Annotated in this window: 15 protein-coding genes and 1 tRNA gene; 7 read left to right on the forward strand and 9 right to left on the reverse strand. The window is 72.0% G+C overall.

What is annotated here, in order from left to right:
- Positions 1 to 616 precede the first annotated feature (616 nt).
- The 4 genes from KM427_RS21345 to KM427_RS21360 all read right to left on the reverse strand — a co-directional run bounded on the left by KM427_RS21345 (position 617) and on the right by KM427_RS21360 (position 3395).
- The gene (locus tag KM427_RS21345; protein WP_183591800.1) at positions 617 to 1222 is read right to left on the reverse strand and encodes an HAD family hydrolase; all 606 of its coding nucleotides are present in this window, start codon (positions 1220 to 1222) and stop codon (positions 617 to 619) included.
- 10 nt (positions 1223 to 1232) lie between these two features.
- Complete coding sequence (locus KM427_RS21350; protein ID WP_183591801.1) at positions 1233 to 2021, reverse strand: 3'(2'),5'-bisphosphate nucleotidase CysQ; 789 nt, start codon at positions 2019 to 2021, stop codon at positions 1233 to 1235.
- Between the two features lie 73 nt (positions 2022 to 2094).
- On the reverse strand, positions 2095 to 2691 hold the full coding sequence (gene pth, locus KM427_RS21355) for an aminoacyl-tRNA hydrolase (protein WP_183591802.1): 597 nt from the start codon (positions 2689 to 2691) through the stop codon (positions 2095 to 2097).
- A 50-nt stretch (positions 2692 to 2741) separates the two neighbouring features.
- Positions 2742 to 3395 carry a 50S ribosomal protein L25/general stress protein Ctc gene (locus tag KM427_RS21360; protein ID WP_215525237.1) on the reverse strand — a complete coding sequence of 218 codons (654 nt, stop codon included), beginning with the start codon at positions 3393 to 3395 and terminating at the stop codon, positions 2742 to 2744.
- A gap of 318 nt (positions 3396 to 3713) precedes the next feature.
- Between KM427_RS21360 and KM427_RS21365 the strand changes: the two genes are divergently transcribed.
- Together KM427_RS21365 and KM427_RS21370 are read left to right on the forward strand one after the other, a co-directional pair.
- The gene (locus tag KM427_RS21365) at positions 3714 to 4346 is read left to right on the forward strand and encodes an acyltransferase (protein ID WP_183591804.1); all 633 of its coding nucleotides are present in this window, start codon (positions 3714 to 3716) and stop codon (positions 4344 to 4346) included.
- Between the two features lie 286 nt (positions 4347 to 4632).
- On the forward strand, positions 4633 to 5403 hold the full coding sequence (locus KM427_RS21370; RefSeq protein ID WP_252274733.1) for a response regulator: 771 nt from the start codon (positions 4633 to 4635) through the stop codon (positions 5401 to 5403).
- Here the strand turns inward: KM427_RS21370 and KM427_RS21375 are convergent.
- Positions 5389 to 6054, reverse strand: coding sequence for a helix-turn-helix transcriptional regulator (locus KM427_RS21375; RefSeq protein ID WP_215525238.1), 666 nt, complete (start codon positions 6052 to 6054; stop codon positions 5389 to 5391). The two genes, KM427_RS21370 and KM427_RS21375, sit on opposite strands and share 15 nt — an antisense overlap.
- 438 nt (positions 6055 to 6492) lie before the next feature.
- Here KM427_RS21375 and KM427_RS21380 point away from each other — a divergent pair, with 438 nt between their 5' ends.
- From KM427_RS21380 to KM427_RS21395, 4 genes are all read left to right on the forward strand, one after another.
- On the forward strand, positions 6493 to 7914 hold the full coding sequence (locus KM427_RS21380) for a sensor histidine kinase (protein ID WP_215525239.1): 1422 nt from the start codon (positions 6493 to 6495) through the stop codon (positions 7912 to 7914).
- Positions 7911 to 8597 (forward strand): response regulator transcription factor, encoded by a 687-nt coding sequence (locus KM427_RS21385; RefSeq protein WP_183591807.1) that lies wholly within the window; start codon positions 7911 to 7913, stop codon positions 8595 to 8597. Before KM427_RS21380 ends, KM427_RS21385 begins: the two co-directional genes overlap by 4 nt.
- Positions 8598 to 8842: 245 nt before the next feature.
- On the forward strand, positions 8843 to 10312 hold the full coding sequence (locus tag KM427_RS21390; RefSeq protein ID WP_252274736.1) for an exopolysaccharide biosynthesis polyprenyl glycosylphosphotransferase: 1470 nt from the start codon (positions 8843 to 8845) through the stop codon (positions 10310 to 10312).
- Between the two features lie 242 nt (positions 10313 to 10554).
- Positions 10555 to 11178, forward strand: coding sequence for a helix-turn-helix transcriptional regulator (locus KM427_RS21395; RefSeq protein ID WP_215525240.1), 624 nt, complete (start codon positions 10555 to 10557; stop codon positions 11176 to 11178).
- Positions 11179 to 11196: 18 nt separating this feature from the next.
- Here the strand turns inward: KM427_RS21395 and KM427_RS21400 are convergent, their stop codons facing one another.
- The 4 genes from KM427_RS21400 to KM427_RS21415 form a co-directional block, all read right to left on the reverse strand.
- On the reverse strand, positions 11197 to 12168 hold the full coding sequence (locus KM427_RS21400; RefSeq protein WP_183591810.1) for a ribose-phosphate diphosphokinase: 972 nt from the start codon (positions 12166 to 12168) through the stop codon (positions 11197 to 11199).
- A gap of 44 nt (positions 12169 to 12212) precedes the next feature.
- Complete coding sequence (gene glmU, locus KM427_RS21405; protein WP_252274738.1) at positions 12213 to 13691, reverse strand: bifunctional UDP-N-acetylglucosamine diphosphorylase/glucosamine-1-phosphate N-acetyltransferase GlmU; 1479 nt, start codon at positions 13689 to 13691, stop codon at positions 12213 to 12215.
- A 1-nt stretch (position 13692) separates the two neighbouring features.
- Positions 13693 to 13771 (reverse strand) — tRNA-Gln (locus tag KM427_RS21410).
- Between the two features lie 286 nt (positions 13772 to 14057).
- Entirely contained in the window at positions 14058 to 14384 is a 327-nt protein-coding gene (locus KM427_RS21415) for a GNAT family N-acetyltransferase (RefSeq protein ID WP_215525241.1), read from the reverse strand.
- 180 nt (positions 14385 to 14564) lie between these two features.
- Here KM427_RS21415 and KM427_RS21420 point away from each other — a divergent pair, with 180 nt between their 5' ends.
- A complete protein-coding gene (locus tag KM427_RS21420) occupies positions 14565 to 15665 on the forward strand; it encodes an ATP-dependent DNA ligase (RefSeq protein WP_215525242.1) in 1101 nt (366 codons plus the stop codon).
- Position 15666 lies beyond the last annotated feature (1 nt).

The raw sequence follows: 15666 nt of genomic DNA on the forward strand, positions 1-15666 counted from the left end.
CTCGTCGGGTCACGGTGGTTGAGGAAGGCGCGCTAGCGCCTGTCTCGAAACCACCTGTCCCCCGGGCGCGATCGTCGGAACCAGGCCGCGCTGGGTGCGTAGGTTTCGAGACGGTTGCTAGCGCAACCTCCTCAACCACCGTCGCCGGGCCCGGTGGTTGAGGAAGGCGCGCTAGCGCCTGTCTCGAAACCACCTGCCTCCCGGGCGCGATCGTCGGAACCAGGCCGCGTCGGGTGCATGGGTTTCGAGACGGTTGCTAGCGCAACCTCCTCAACCACCGTCGCCGGGCCCGGTGGTTGAGGAAGGCGCGCTAGCGCCTGTCTCGAAACCACCTGCCCCCCGGGCGCGATCGTCGGAACCAAGCCGCGTCGGGTGCGTAGGTTTCGAGACGGTTGCTAGCGCAACCTCCTCAACCACCGTCGCCGGGCCCGGTGGTTGAGGAAGGCGCGCTAGCGCCTGTCTCGAAACCACCTGTCCCCCGGGCGCGATCGTCGGAACCAGGCCGCGTCGGGTGCGTGGGTTTCGAGACGGTTGCTAGCACAACCTCCTCAACCACCGTCGCCGGGCCCGGTGGTTGAGGAAGGCGCGCCAGCGCCTGTCTCGAAACCACCCGCGACTAGACCTCCACGCCGTGCCGGCCCAGCAGCTCCAGCAACAGCGGTAGACCGTCGTCGAGCCTCCACTGCTCGGCGGCGAGACCGACCACGCGGGCACCCTCGACGTTCGCGCCGTTGTCGTCCACGAACAGCACCTCCGCCGCGGGCGCGTCGATCAGCGCCAGGGCGCGCTCGAAGTACGCCGCCTCGGGCTTCACCGCACCGAGCTCGCAGGAGTAGCAGCTGACGTCGAAGATCTCGTCGTACCCCAGCTCGGTGCGCAGGTACGCCGCCCGCTGTCGGTGCTGGTTGGTGCCGAGGTGCACGCCGTAGCCCGTGCCGCGCAGCCGGCCCACCAGGTCGACCATCTCGGTGGAGACCTCGATGCGGTTCCACAGGGCGGCGTACAGCTCGTCGGGGTCGCCCTCGACGCCGTGCCGCTCGAACGCGCGCCGCAGCTCGGGCAGGAAGTCACCCTCGCCCCGCAGCGCTGGGAGCTCCCCGACGAGGAGACCCTCGAGGATCTCGGGTGAGCGGTCGCCGAGGATCCGGCGCGCGGGCTCCTCCCAGCCTCCGGGGATGGTCTGCACGACGCCGTCGGCGTCGAGCAGCAGGTGGCGGATCACCGGCGCTCGGTCAGCCCGCGGAGGTGACGCCGTGCTCCTTGACGAACGCGACGATCCGCTCGGCCAGCTCGGGGCGGCACACGATGAGGTCGGGCAGGTAGACGTCGTCCTGGTTGTACTCCAGCGGCGAGCCGTCGATGCGCGAGGTGAACAGGCCGGCGGCCCGGGCGACGGCCACCGGAGCGGCGGAGTCCCACTCGTACTGGCCACCGGCGTGCACGTAGGCGTCGGTGAGGTCGCGGGCCACCGAGATCACCTTGACGCCGGCCGAGCCCATCGGCACCAGCTCGGCGTCGATCTCCTTCGCCAGCGCGTGCACGAACTCCGGCGGCCGGCTGCGCGAGACCGCGATCCGGGGACGCTCGGCGGTCGAGGGCGGCACGACCGGCGGCGTACCGGTGTTGAAGGTCTCGCCGAGGGCGGGCTGCGCGACGGCGCCGGCGACCAGGTCGCCGTCCTGCCACAGCGCGACGTGCACCGCCCAGTCGTCGCGCGGCACCTCGGAGAACTCGCGGGTGCCGTCGAGCGGGTCGACGATCCAGACCCGCTCGCTGCTCAGCCGGGCCTTGTCGTCCTTGCCCTCCTCGGACAGCACCGAGTCGCCGGGCCGGTGCTCGGCCAGCAGCTGCATCAGCAGCTCGTGGGCCGCCCGGTCGCCGGCGTCCTTCAGCTCCCGGCCCTCGAGCCCCTCGCCGCGGACCTGGAGCAGTCGCTCCCCCGCAGTCGTGGCGAGCCAGGTCGCGAGGACGTGGTCGTCGGTGGCGGCTGCGGCGGGCGGGGTACCGGGTTCGAACGTCACGCCGCCACCCTACTGAACGGGTCGTCCGCCTCCGGCGGGTGCTGACACCCTCCTGAGGCGGACCACCCGGGGGTCAGGAGTTGAAGCGCTGCTGGGTCCGCTCGAGCCCCTCGGTCACGAGCGACTCGACGGCGTCGGCGGCCTTGTCGACCTGGAAGGGCAGGACCTTCCGCTCGGTGGAGGAGTAGTTGGACAGCACGAAGTCGGCGACGTCCTGGCGACCCGGAGGGCGTCCGATGCCCACCCGAACCCGGTGGAAGTCACCGGTGCCCAGCGAGGAGCGCATCGAGCGCAGCCCGTTGTGGCCGTTGTCGCCACCGCCGAGCTTGGTCCGCATCGTGTCGAACGGGATGTCGAGCTCGTCGTGGATCGCGACGATCCGCTCCGGCGGGACCTTGTAGAAGCCGGCGAGCTGCTTGACCGGCCCACCCGACTCGTTCATGTAGCAGCGCGCCTTCATCAGCACGACCCGCGGCCCCGGCGTACCGGGGGCGCCGAGGCGACCCTCGACGACCTCGGCGCGGCCGGACTTGTGGGCGCGGAACGGCGCACCCATGCGCTGGGCGAGCTCGTCGACGACGAGGTAGCCCACATTGTGCCGGTGACCGGCATAGGAAGGGCCGGGATTCCCCAGCCCGACGACCAGCCACACAGGCGTGGAGTCGGACATGGGGTCCCGGCCCTTTCCGTGGAACAGGTGGTTCAGCAGCGAGCGGAGGGTCACCCCTCCGACGCGGCCTCGCCCTCAGCAGCGGCGGCGGGAGCCTCGGCCTCCTCGCGCTCGATGCCGGCCTCGGCCTCGGCGGCCTCCAGGTCGGCCTCGAGGGCCTCGGCGGAGACCTGCTGGGTCACGTTGACGATGAGCGTCTCCGGGTCGGTCAGCAGCGCGCTGCCCGCCGGGAGGGTGAGGTCGGAGGCGTGGATCTGGGTGCCGACCTGGGCGCCCTCGATGTCGACCTCGATGTACTCGGGGATGTGGGTGGCCTCGGCCTCGAGCTGGACAGTGGCGTTCTCGGTGACGACCAGCGTCTCCCGCACCGCCTCGCCGACCAGGTGCACGGGCACGTCGACGGTGACCTTCTCGCCCTTCTTCACGGCGATGAAGTCGACGTGCTCGAGGTGGCGCTTGATCGGGTCGATCTGCACCTGCTTGGTCAGGGCCAGCTGGGTCTTGCCGTCGATGTCGAGCTCGAGCAGCGCGTTCGCGCCGCCGTTCTTGAGCGCCATCATGGTCTCGTGGCCCGGCAGGGTCACGTGGATCGGCACGTTGCCGTGCTCGTAGATGACGGCGGGCACCTTATCCTCGCGGCGGATGCGCCGGGCGGCGCCCTTGCCGAACTCGGTGCGGGCCTCGGCCTTGATCTTCTCGCTCATCGCGACTGCTACTCCTCGTACGTCCGGCTGTGCTGGTGCTTGCGTCTCGGGGCCTCGGCACGACAGAGGTCGGAGGCGAACCCGGAGGCCCAGCCAGCCCTGTCGATCACGGTGCCCGCGTTCACGGACTCCCTCGCCGAGGCAACCTGAGCAGCCTAGCCGCGACCCGCTGCGGATCGGAAATCCGACATGGCGCGGGTTGCCTGGAGCGGGGGCTACCCGATCGTGGGGACGGGGCCGGAGGTCGTCGGTCCCGACTATTGGGGAGCGGGACGGCCCCCGTCCACAACTAGCTCGATCGTGCCGTCTCATGGCGACATGACGACGTCCCCAGTCACCCGGGTCCAGGACACCGCCGACATCGACCCCGACGCCACCATCGGCGCCGGCACGATCGTGTGGCATCTGGCCCAGGTGCGCGAGCACGCGACAGTGGGCAGGGACTGCATCGTGGGCCGCGGGGCCTACATCGGCCCGGGAGTGGTGATCGGGGACCGGTGCAAGATCCAGAACCACGCGCTGGTCTACGAGCCTGCGTTCGTCGAGAGCGGCGCCTTCATCGGGCCGGCGGCCGTGCTCACCAACGACTCCTTCCCGCGGGCGGTCACGCCCGAGGGCGTGCTCAAGACGGCGGCCGACTGGCAGCCCGTCGGCGTCCACGTCGGCGCGGGCGCGTCGATCGGGGCCGGCGCGATCTGCGTCGCTCCGGTGAGCATCGGCCGGTGGGCCATGGTCGCCGCCGGGGCGGTGGTCACCAACGACGTGCCCGACTTCGCGCTGGTGGTCGGCGTGCCCGCGCGCCGGATCCGTTGGGTCGGACATGCCGGAGTGCCGCTCGAGAACGTCGGTCGCAACACCTACTGCTGCCCGGTGACCCAGCGCCGCTACGTCGAATGGCGCGGCCGGCTGGAGGAGCAGGTCATCGACGAATCCCACCGCGCCGAGTATTGATGATGACCCGCGCACCCGGCGGCGCTGATACTCGACGAAGGACTACCCCGAGCTGGTTCGCCAGCCGGTCGGCCCATCCACCCACCTGCGCGGAGCTCGCCCCCACCCCCGATGATGCGGGCGCCCGGCAGTCGACGCCGTCACCCCATGGGCGACGTCGGATGGCGACCGGCTGGCGGACCTTGGGGCCCCGGCTGCCCCTCCCGAGGAGGCCGCGTCCCGAAGATGGGGTATCCGCAGGTGGCTTCGGCTCCACCGGCCCTCGCCGGTCCGCAGCGTTGCCTTCGTGACAGCGCACGAGACCGACATCCGGCCACCGACCGACACCATCGTCCGGGGCTCCGCCGCCTGCACGAACGGCGCGGCGACACCCAGCGGCCGCGGCCTGCGCCGCCAGCGCGTGCTGCTGATCGACGACCACCCGCTCTTCGCCGAGTCACTGGAGCTCGCGCTCTCGCGCGCCGGCTACGACGTACGCCGGGCCGAGGTGCCGACCAGCCCGGGCCGCTCGGCGAACCTGCTGGCGCAGGTCTCCCGGAGCCAGCCCGGCATCGTGCTGCTCGACCTCGACCTCGGTCAGTTCGGCGACGGCGCCCGCCTGATCCCGCCCTTGGTCCAGAGCGGCTGCTCGGTGATCGTCGTGACCGCCGACCCCGACCGGGCCCGCTGGGGACAGTGCCTCGCTCAGGGCGCACGCAAGACGATCAGCAAGACGGCCCAGCTGAACGAGATCCTCGCGGTCCTGCGCCGCATCGACGCGGGCCTGCAGGTGCTCGCACCCGGCGAGCGGGACGAGCTGCTCCGGGTGTGGCACGAGCGCCGGGCCCAGCACCAGCACATCCGCGCGCGGTTGGACCGGCTGACCGTCCGCGAGGCCGAGGTGCTCGGCAACCTCACCCACGGCCGCACCGTGCGCGAGATCGCGGCCCGCTCGTTCGTCTCCGAGGCGACCGTCCGCACCCAGGTGAAGTCGATCCTCGCCAAGCTCGGCGTCTCCTCGCAGCTGGCCGCCGTCGGGCTGGCCCACCAGGTGGGCTGGCAGTCACCCGTCGACTGACGCCGGATCGTCGACCGACCTGGCGATCGCGTGCAGCATCGCCACGGCCCGGAGCTGGGACCGGACGCCGAGCTTGCGCAGCACCGCTCGCACCTGACTGCGCACCGTCGTCTCGGAGAGCCCGAGCCGACGGGCGATCCCCTGGACCCGCACCCCCTCCTGCAGCAGCATCAGGACCTGCAGCTCGCGGGGCGCCAGGCTGTCGAGCCGCCGCTGCAGCTCCCCGTGCCGCGCCTGCACGGCGCGCCACGATGCGACATGGTCGGCGAGCGCCGTCGCCTCCGGGTCCGCCTCGCCCGCGGCCAGTCGACGGATCAGCATCTCGACCTCCGCCAGGGGCATGTTGCTCGGTCGGACCGCCGCGGCGCCGGCGATTTTAAGGCCACCCCACGCCGGACCGGGGGACGATCCGGTGAGTACCAGCCACGGTCCAGACCAGCTCCGGATCAAGGCGCTCGCCTCCGTCATCCTGAGCGACATGTCGACGTCGTACAAGAGGACCGCCACGTCCGCCACGGCGGCTTCGAGCTGCCGTTGTACGGGCTCGACCCGAGGCCCCCGCGGCCAGGTCAGGACGGCGACCCGGAGGCCCCGGCTCGACAGCGCCGCGGCGACCGCCTCGACGACCAGACGCAGGTCGGAGGCGAGCACGACTGCGACGGGCGGATCCGGCTCCGCGGGCGGAGGCGACCCGGCCGACTCGCTCAGGGGGGCGGAAGTGGTCGGCAGCATCGCCGGCCATCGTGACCGGAGCGACGGGCGCTCGCCGCCGCTGGGCGACAAAGTCCCCTGCATTCGGCATGCGGTGAGCCCGCTCGTGGGGACACAGTGGAACGGCAGGGCGCCCTCCCCGGCGTACTCGGGCACGAGGGGCGGTCGAACGCGGCCCATTCCCATCCCCAATCTGGGGGATACATCGCGAAGCCGGTCGAGATCCTCACCCGCCGCACGCGATATTGACGCAGTCTGGAACCACGCAGTCCGGACATGGCACAGCGGGGATCCGCTGTGGGGGGACGCCGGCCGGGGGGCCGGCAGGATTTCCGGGGGACCCGCCTCGTCGCAGGCCCACGGGTTGGGGAGGGCACGGTGACACACGACGGAGCCGTCCGCTCTGCCGCCGCGGCCTGCGGGGCAGTCCTGATCGTGGCCGCGCTGACGGTCGGGGACGCACGAGCGGGAGCCGACGCGATCGAGGCGACGGCCAACCTGTTCATGTTCGCGTCCTCGGTGGCCGTGCTCTGCGCGGCCGTCTTCTTCTACATCCACTGGCACATAGCCCAGGACCAGGCGATGGCCTGGCTGGTGACGGCGACCGCCACGTTCGCTCTCCAGGAGCTCAGCTGGCTGATGCGCATCTCCGGCGACGACGTCACCGGGCCCGCGCAGTCGACCTGGGCCGCCCTGTTCCAGATCGCCGTCACCGTCGCGCTCGTGACCATGGTGGTCTCCGGAGACCGGCTGCCCGTGCGCTACGACCCGCTTGCCGTCGGCATGCTCTTCGGGCTCGCGCTGATCCTCACCCGGATGGCCCTGCTCGAGCTGCCCTTGCCGACGCCCTCGGCCATCGTCTCCGTCGCCGCGTTCGCGGGGCTCGGCGCCGTCGGGATCTGGACCGCCGTGCGGATCCTGCGCGCCCGCGTCCTCGCGGCCGACCTGCGGCACCGCATCGCGATCGCCGCCGTGTTCCTGGCGATCGGCCAGGGCTCCGCGATGGCGGCCGGGACACCGCCGTCGCTCCTGTTCGTCGGCGCCCTGTCCAACGCGGTCGGTGCCGCCATGCTGCTCGCCACCGCGGCCGGCCGGGCCAGGTTCGCGATCCTCGACGAGGCGTCGGCGCTGCGCATCCTGCGCGGACAGCTCGAGGTCGCGGAGCAGGGTCTGCACACCGACCAGGCCCGGCTGCACGAGATCCGCAGCACGCTGGCCGGGATCGCGACCGCCACCGAGCTGCTCCATCGCGCGGAGATCAGCGTGGCCCGGCGCGAGCAGCTCCACGACATGCTCGCCGCCGAGCTGCGCCGGCTCGACCGACTCGTCGACGACCGGTCACTGATCGCTCCCGGACCCACCGAGCTCGACCTCGCGCTGCGACCCGTGGTGGTCCGGCACGAGGCCGACGGGCTGCCGATCCGATGGCGCCCGAGCGGCCACGTCGTCATCGCCCGCCCCGACGACGTCGCCGAGATCGTCAACGTCCTGCTCTCGAACGCCCGCCGGCACGCCGGCGGGCCTGTTCGACTGGAGGCCAGCATGGTCGGCGACGACGTCGAGGTATCGGTCGCCGACAGCGGTCCCGGCGTCGACCCCGAGGTGCGGCCACGGCTCTTCACCTGGGGCACCCGCAGCTCCAGCTCGCCCGGAGAGGGTGTCGGCCTGGCCACCGCCCGACTGCTGGCCGAGCAGCTCGGCGGTCACCTCGACCTCGACCCGGCACCCGACGCCGGTGCCCGGTTCGTCCTCTCGCTCAAGGCCGCTCCCCTCTCCGCAGCTCAGGACTCCCACCGGTGACCGGCCCCGCACCGCGCAGCCAGCTCAAGCTCCTCATCATCGAGGACCACACGCTCTTCGCCGAGTCGCTCGAGCTCGCGCTCAACCTCGAGGGGTACGACGTCCAGCGCTTCCCGATCCCCGAGGAGGGCGGCGCCCAGGCCGTGCTCGCATCCGTCGTCCGGATGCGACCGCGCATCGTCCTGCTCGACCTCGACCTCGGCGGTGTCGGCGACGGCGTCCGCCTGATCACGCCGATGGTCAAGGCCGGCGTCAACGTCGTCGTCGTGACCGCCTCCAACGACCGGGCCCGGTGGGGCGAGTGCCTCCGGCACGGGGCTCGCAAGGTGCTGAGCAAGTCGCAGCCGCTCAACGAGATCCTGTCGACCGTCCGCCGCATCAACCAGGGCCTCCCCGTCATCGACCGGGAGGAGCGCGAGGCGCTGATCAGCCACTGGCACGAGCAGGGCCTCGAACGGGTCGCCCTGCAGCGCCGACTCGCGCTGCTGACCCCGCGCGAGGAGGCCGTGCTGGGCGAGCTCATGCAGGGCCGCACCGTGCGCGACATCGCGAGCAGCAGCTTCGTCTCCGAGGCCACCGTGCGCACCCAGGTCAAGGCGATCCTGTCGAAGCTGGAGGTCTCCTCCCAGCTCGCCGCCGTCGGCATCGCCAACACCGCCGGCTGGCAGCCACCGCGCCGCTGACCGCGCCGCTGCTCGCCGCCTGCCGACCGCCCTGCTCAGGGGCGGCCTCGCCGGCCGGTTCATTCGGTCCGGTTCGGTCCGGTTCGGACCAGTGACGGCCGACGACCGCTCAGGTTGCCTCATTTCGGGCATGTCACGGGAGCGCCCAGTTCCTAGGTTCTCTGGCACAAGGCCTGCACCACCGTTCAACGCTCGGGGAGAGGGTGCCCGGCAGGTCGGACCGCAGGCCGTGGGGGGAGACGACGGTGACATCACTGACGACGGCGGTGCCCGATGCGCACCGCGCGGAGCCAGGGGCTTGGGTCGGGATCCGGGGTGACGCGACCACCGACGCGACGGGTGCCGCGACCGGCAGGACCGCGCGCAGCCTGCGACCGCTGGTGCCGCTCCTCGACCTGGCCACCGGCGCCCTGGTCCTCTCGGTCCTCCTGGTGCTCGCCGAGGTCACCGCGACGGCCGCCGAGCCGCGGCTCGCTGTCGAGATCCTGCTCGCCTGGTGCCTCGCCCTCGCCGGGTCGGGCGCCTGGACCGCGGCCGACCGGCCCGCGGGCCTCAAGGCGGTGCTCCGGGCCGGGGTCGTCCTCGGCCTGGCCTTCTGGGTCGCGGGCGACGTGCTCGCCCCGCAGCTGCCCGCGGCCGGCCAGGTCGGCCTGACCGCGGCGCTGGCGCTGGCCGCAGCGGTGCCGCGCCTCGTCGCCGGCACCCGGCCGCTTGCCGTGGCGGTCGCAGGCGACCTCGCCGACATCGGCGCCCTGATGACCGAGCTGCGCCGCGAGCGGCGCAGCCGGTGGCACGTGACCTCCCTGTGCGTCGCCCCCGACGACCCGGTCGCTCTCTCCGACGCGATGGACCTCGAGCTCTGCTCGGTCCCGCTGTGGCTGGGCGCAGACGCCGTGGTCGACGCCGCGCGAGCGACCGCGGCGCGCGCGGTCATCGTGCTGCCCGGCCGGTCGCTGGACCCGGCCGCCGTACGCCGTACCTGCTGGAGCGCCCAAGAGGCCGGCCTGGAGGTGTTCGTCGGCACCGGGCTGCTCGACGTGGCCCCGCACCGGGTCCAGCACGTGCCCGCCGGCGTCCTGGGCCTGGCCCGGGTGCGGCCCGCCACGGGCCCCAGCACGGCTCGGGCCGTCAAGCACGCGGTGGACCGGGCGCTGGCCGGCGCCGCGCTGCTCGTGCTGCTCCCGGTGCTGCTCGGCATCGCGCTGGCGATCCGCTGGGACTCCCCCGGCGGCGCGCTGTACACGCAGCGCCGCACCGGGCACCGCGGAACGCCGTTCACCATGTACAAGTTCCGCACCATGCGCACCGACGCCGACCGGCTGCTCGAGACGCTGGAGCAGCACAACGAGTGCGACGGCGTGCTGTTCAAGATGCGCGAGGACCCCCGGATCACCCGCATCGGCAGGATCCTGCGGAAGTACTCGCTCGACGAGCTGCCGCAGCTGATCAACGTGCTGCGCGGCGAGATGTCCCTGGTGGGCCCCCGTCCAGCGCTCCCCGCCGAGGTGGCGCGGTACGAGCTGGACCCGCGGCGGCGGCTGGCGGTGCTGCCCGGGCTGACCGGGCTGTGGCAGGTGTCGGGCCGCTCCGACCTCAGCTGGGAGGAGTCGGTCCGCCTCGATCTCCACTACGTCGACAACTGGTCGTGGACCCTCGACCTCCGGATCCTGGCCCGCACGGCGGGAGCCGTGCTCGGCCATCGCGGGGCATACTGATCCGGACCGGACCTGTCTAGACCGCACCGAGAACGTCCGGCCAACCGGCCGGCACGCCCTTGACACCCGTGCTAGCCAAGGACTAGTCCGGGTAGGACGACTGGGCGATGTCCGGCCTGGGGGTCTCGCCCCGGGGTCGGGCACTCATCCTCAGCCGATCGGGGGATCACATGACAGCGACGGGACAACATAGGAGCCATCACGGTCGACCACGGGTGGTGGTGACGGGCCGGTTCAGGCTGGTGGTGGAGACCATCGGTCGCTCCCTGGCGCCGGCGGCACGGATCGTGCCCATCCCGCTGGAGACCTGCGCATCGATGAGCGGCGCCCGCGACGCGGTGCTGCGCGCGAAGGCCGAGCTGGTGGTGATCGTCGCCGCCGATGCCGTCGACGCGCACGACCTGGTCGCCGACCTCGCCGCCCGGGGCCAGCGTGTGGTCGTCGTCAGCCAGCCGGGTGACCGGGCGGAGTCGGCGGAGCTGGTCGGGGCGGGCGCGGTCGCGGTGCTGGGGTCCGGCGGGGTCGCCGAGGTCCGCGAGCTCGTCGACCGGGTCGCACGTACGCCGGGGGCGGCGCCGCACCCGGCGACCCACGCGCCGGTCCCGGACCGCGCGCTCACGGCCGAACGGCGCGCGCGACGCAACCTCGGCCGGCTCACCCCTGCGGAGGCCCGCATCCTGTGGCGCCTCATGCACGGCAGCTCGGTCGCCGAGATCGCCCAGGCCCACGTGGTGTCCGTGGAGACGGTGCGCAGCCAGATCCGCGCCCTGCTCGCCAAGCTGGAGGCCGGCTCGCAGCTGGCCGCCGTCGCCCTGGCCTGGCGGGTCGGATGGACCCCGGCCACCACGGCGGTGCCGGCGGCCTAGACGGCAGGGAGTGACCGCTCAGGCGTGCCCGTCGAACATCGAGGTGACCGAGCCGTCCTCGAACACCTCGCGGATCGCGCGCGCCACCAGGGGGGCGATCGAGAGGATCGTCAGCTTGTCGAACTCGCGCTCGGGCGGGATCGGCAGCGTGTTGGTCACGATCACCTCGACGGCCGGGCAGTTCTTCAGCCGGTCGACGGCCGGGTCGGAGAGGATCGCGTGGGTCGCCGCGATGATCACGCCCGCGGCGCCGTCGTTCATCAGCGCCTCGGCGGCCTTCACGATCGTGCCGCCGGTGTCGATCATGTCGTCGGTCAGGACGCACATCTTGCCGGCGACCTCGCCGACGACCCGGTTGGCCACCGTCTCGTTGGGGCGATCGGTACGGCGAGTCTTGTGGATGAACGCCAGCGGGGCCCCGCCGAGCTTGGCCGACCAGCGCTCGGCCACCTTGATCCGGCCCGCATCGGGCGAGACCACGGCGAGCGACTGGTCGCCGTACTTCTCCTTGACGTAGTCGGTCAGGATCGGCAGCGCCATCAGGTGGTCGACCGGCCCGTCGAAGTATCCCTGGATCTGGTCGGCGTGCAGGTCGACGGCGATCAGCCGGTCCGCACCGGCGGTCTTGAAGAGGTCGGCCATCAGCCGCGCCGAGATCGGCTCGCGGCCGCGGTGCTTCTTGTCCTGCCGGGCGTACCCGTAGAACGGCATGACCACCGTGATCCGCTTGGCGCTCGCCCGCTTGAGGGCGTCGACCATGATCAGGTGCTCCATGATCCACTCGTTGATCGGCGCCGTGTGGCTCTGGAGCACGAAGGCGTCGCAGCCCCGGACCGACTCCTCGTAGCGCACGTAGATCTCCGAGTTCGCGAACTCGTACGCCGCGGTCGGCACCAGCTCGGTGCCCAGCAGCCTCGCGACCTCCTCCGAGAGCTCCGGGTGGGCCCGGCCGCTGAAGACCATCAGGTTCTTCTCGGTGGTCTTCTTCATTCCGGTCACGGTGTGCCGCTCCTCGGTCGCCGGAGAGTGTTCACTCAGGATTCTGCCACGCCGCCGTCGTCGTCTCGTCGGGCACCCAGCGCGTCCTCCGCGGCCCGGGCCTGGGCCGTGCCCGCCCGCTTGTGCAGCGCCCACTCCTCGATGTTGCGCTGCGGACCGGCGGAGACCGCCAGGGCGCCCGGCGGGACGTCCTGACGCACGACGGTGCCGGCCCCGGTCGCCGCGCCGTCGCCGATCTCGACGGGCGCGACGAAGGTGTTGTTGGACGACGTCCGAGCGTGCCGACCGACCTTCGTGCGGTGCTTGTCCACCCCGTCGTAGTTGGCGAAGATCGTGCCCGCGCCGATGTTGGTGCCCTCGCCGATCTCGGCGTCCCCGACGTACGACAGGTGCGGCACCTTCGCGCCGTCGCCGATCACGGCGTTCTTGGTCTCGACGAAGCCGCCGATCTTGCCGCCCGTGCCCAGCGTGGTGCCCGGGCGCAGGTAGGAGAACGGCCCGACGTTGGCCTCGGCACCGATCACGGCGAGCTCTCCGTGGGTGCGCACGACCCGCGCGCGAGGGCCGATCTCGCAGTCCTTGAGCGTCGTGTCGGGGCCGACGACGGCATCCTCACCGACGACGGTCGCGCCGAGCAGCTGGGTGCCGGGCAGGATCGTCACGTCGCCCGCGAGCACGACGTCGGCGTCGATCCACGTGGTCGCGGGGTCCATCACGGTCACGCCCTCGCGCATCCACCGCTCGACGATGCGCCGGTTGAGCTCCGCGCCCATCCGGGCCAGCTGGACCCGGTCGTTGACGCCCTCGGTCTGCATCACGTCGTCGACGGGATACGCGCCGACGGTCAGGCCGTCCTCGCGAGCGATCGCGATCGTGTCGGTGAGGTAGTACTCGCCCTTGGCGTTGTCGTTGCCGATGCGTGGGAGCGCGGTGGTCAGGAAGCCCGCGTCGAAGGCCAGGATGCCGGAGTTGATCTCGCGGACCTCGCGCTGCTCCGCGCTGGCGTCCTTCTCCTCGACGATCGCCTCGACGTCGCCCTCGGCGTTGCGCAGCACGCGGCCGTAGCCGAACGGGTCGTCGACGATGCCGCTGAGGATGCTCACCGCGCGCTCGGCCGCCTCGTGCTCGGCCGCGAACGCCCGCAGCGACTCCCCGCTGAGCAGGGGCGTGTCGCCGTACGCCACCAGCACGGTGCCGGCGCTCGCGCCGGCCGCCTCCACGGCCATGCGGACGGCGTGGCCGGTGCCGAGCTGCTCCTCCTGCACGGCCAGCACCACGTCGGGGAAGCTCGCGCTGATGTGCGCGCTCACGGCCTCGCGCTGGTGCCCGACCACCGCCACCACCCGCTGGGGGTCCAGCGCCTGTGCCGCCGTCAGGACGTGACCGATCATGGTGCGCCCCGCGATGGGGTGCAGCACCTTCATGGTCTTGGACTTCATCCGGGTGCCGCCACCCGCGGCCAGCACGATGACCGTCAGTCCCGTCCCCTGCCCAGCCTGCTGCTCTGCACTCACGCTCCCCGGGTAGGAGTCGAACCTACGTCGCTAATCCTGATTCAAAGTCAGGCGGGCCCTGCCGGCAGACCAACCGGGGATTGCAAACCCTGCGGACCCGCCTGGCGGGGCTGGCAGCTCCGCCCGGCAGACCAACCGGGGATCACTCCCCACCGGCCCGCCTGGCGGGGCTGGCAGCTCCGCCCGGCAGACCAACCGGGGATTGACTGCCCTAGGTTACGGGTCACCATGGTGGGGCAGCGACACGGCGGTGGCCACGTGACGCCGGGTTTTCGTCGTACCTGACCTGAGTGTCGCGGATCCGCGGATCGGGAACACCGTCGTCAGGTGCGTGCGTCCTGCTTCGAATGCGCCATGTCCACCGCATCAGAGCCCGAGCGTGCGCTTGATGTCCTTCAGCATCGATACCAAGTGCAACTCATCCGTCGGGCTCTGCTCGAACTCCGGAACCAGATGGAGGTAGCAGTCGTGGGCGGTCTGCGACTCGGCGTGGACCACGAGGCCGCGACAGCCGATCTCGTCCGAGAGCGCGGCGACTCGAGCGACGACATCCGTCAGGAGCCCAGCACCCAGCCCCTTGCGTTCGTGCGTGAGATCCACTCCCAACCGGGCGAGCAGGGCGACCGGCTGGGGGTACCGTCCGGCGCCCCTTCGCAGTCGCGCCGGAGCATCGCCGATCGCGAGCTGTGCCATGCACCAGGCGCTCACGGGGTGACGCCAGGTTTTCGTCGTACCTGACCTGAGTGTCGCGGATCCGCCGGAGGGGAGCAGCCTCGTCAGGTGCGTGAGTCGCCCTCCGGCGCGGGAGACGACGGTAGGTCAGTGCGTCAGTTGCTCGTCAGACGGTCGCCCCGCGGCACTAGAGTCCTGAGCGTGGACCTCCCCGTGATGCCGCCCGTGCAGCCGATGCTCGCGAAGTCGGTCAAGGGCATCCCCGACCTCGCCAAGAAGTTCCAGGGAGAGGCCGGCGCGCTGAGCTTCGAGCCGAAGTGGGACGGCTTCCGCTGCATCGTCTTCAAGGACGGCGACGAGGTCGAGCTGGCCAGCCGCAACACCAAGCCGCTGACCCGCTACTTCCCCGAGGTCGTGGCCGCGATGCGCGAGCAGCTGCCGCAGCGGTGCGTGCTCGACGGGGAGATCTTCGTCTCCGTGGGCGAGCGGCTGGAGTTCGAGGTGCTCCAGGAGCGCATCCACCCCGCCAAGTCCCGGATCGACCTGCTGGCCGAGCAGACGCCCGCGTCGTACGTCGCCTTCGACCTGCTCGCGCTCGGGGACGAGTCGTACGCCGAGCGGCCGTTCGCGGAGCGCCGAGCGGCGCTCGAGGAGGCGCTGGCCGGGCTCGACGGCCCCTGCTACCTCACCCGGACGACGACCGACCCGGCCGAGGCCCAGGAGTGGTTCGAGCAGTTCGAGGGGGCGGGCCTCGACGGCGTGGTCGCCAAGCCGCTGGACGCGGCGTACCAGCAGAACGCCCGCACGATGCTCAAGATCAAGCACGAGCGCACCGCCGACGTGGTCGTCGCCGGCTACCGCGAGCACAAGACCAGTACTCCCGAGAAGCCGCTGCTCGGCAGCCTGCTGCTCGGGCTCTACCGCGACGGCCAGCTGCAGCACGTCGGGGTGAGCGCGAGCTTCACCGCGGCCCGGCGCGCCGAGCTGATCGAGGAGCTCCAGCCGCTGGTCGTGCCGATCGAGGAGCACCCGTGGGGCCACTGGCAGGAGTTCCTGACCGCCAATCCCGACCGGGTCCCCGGCACGCAGAGCCGCTGGAGCCAGGGCAAGGACCTCTCGTTCACGCCGCTGCGGCCCGAGCGGGTGCTGGAGGTGGCCTACGACCACATGGAGGGCCGCCGGTTCCGGCACACGGCCCAGTTCCGGCGCTGGCGCACCGACCGCGACCCCGAGTCGTGCGGCTACGAGCAGTTGGAGGAGCCGGTCAGCTACGACCTGGCTAGGATTCTCGGTATCGACTGAG

The organism is Nocardioides sp. LMS-CY (assembly GCF_018732145.1).
Classification (GTDB): Bacteria; Actinomycetota; Actinomycetes; order Propionibacteriales; family Nocardioidaceae; genus Nocardioides; species Nocardioides soli.

Coding starts and splice junctions, on each gene's coding strand:
- KM427_RS21365 (WP_183591804.1), top strand. CDS start 3,714: ATGACGACGTCCCCAGTCACCCGGGTCCAGGACACCGCCGACATCGAC.
- KM427_RS21415 (WP_215525241.1), bottom strand. CDS start 14,384: ATGGCACAGCTCGCGATCGGCGATGCTCCGGCGCGACTGCGAAGGGGC.
- KM427_RS21400 (WP_183591810.1), bottom strand. CDS start 12,168: ATGAAGAAGACCACCGAGAAGAACCTGATGGTCTTCAGCGGCCGGGCC.
- pth (WP_183591802.1), bottom strand. CDS start 2,691: ATGTCCGACTCCACGCCTGTGTGGCTGGTCGTCGGGCTGGGGAATCCC.
- KM427_RS21360 (WP_215525237.1), bottom strand. CDS start 3,395: ATGAGCGAGAAGATCAAGGCCGAGGCCCGCACCGAGTTCGGCAAGGGC.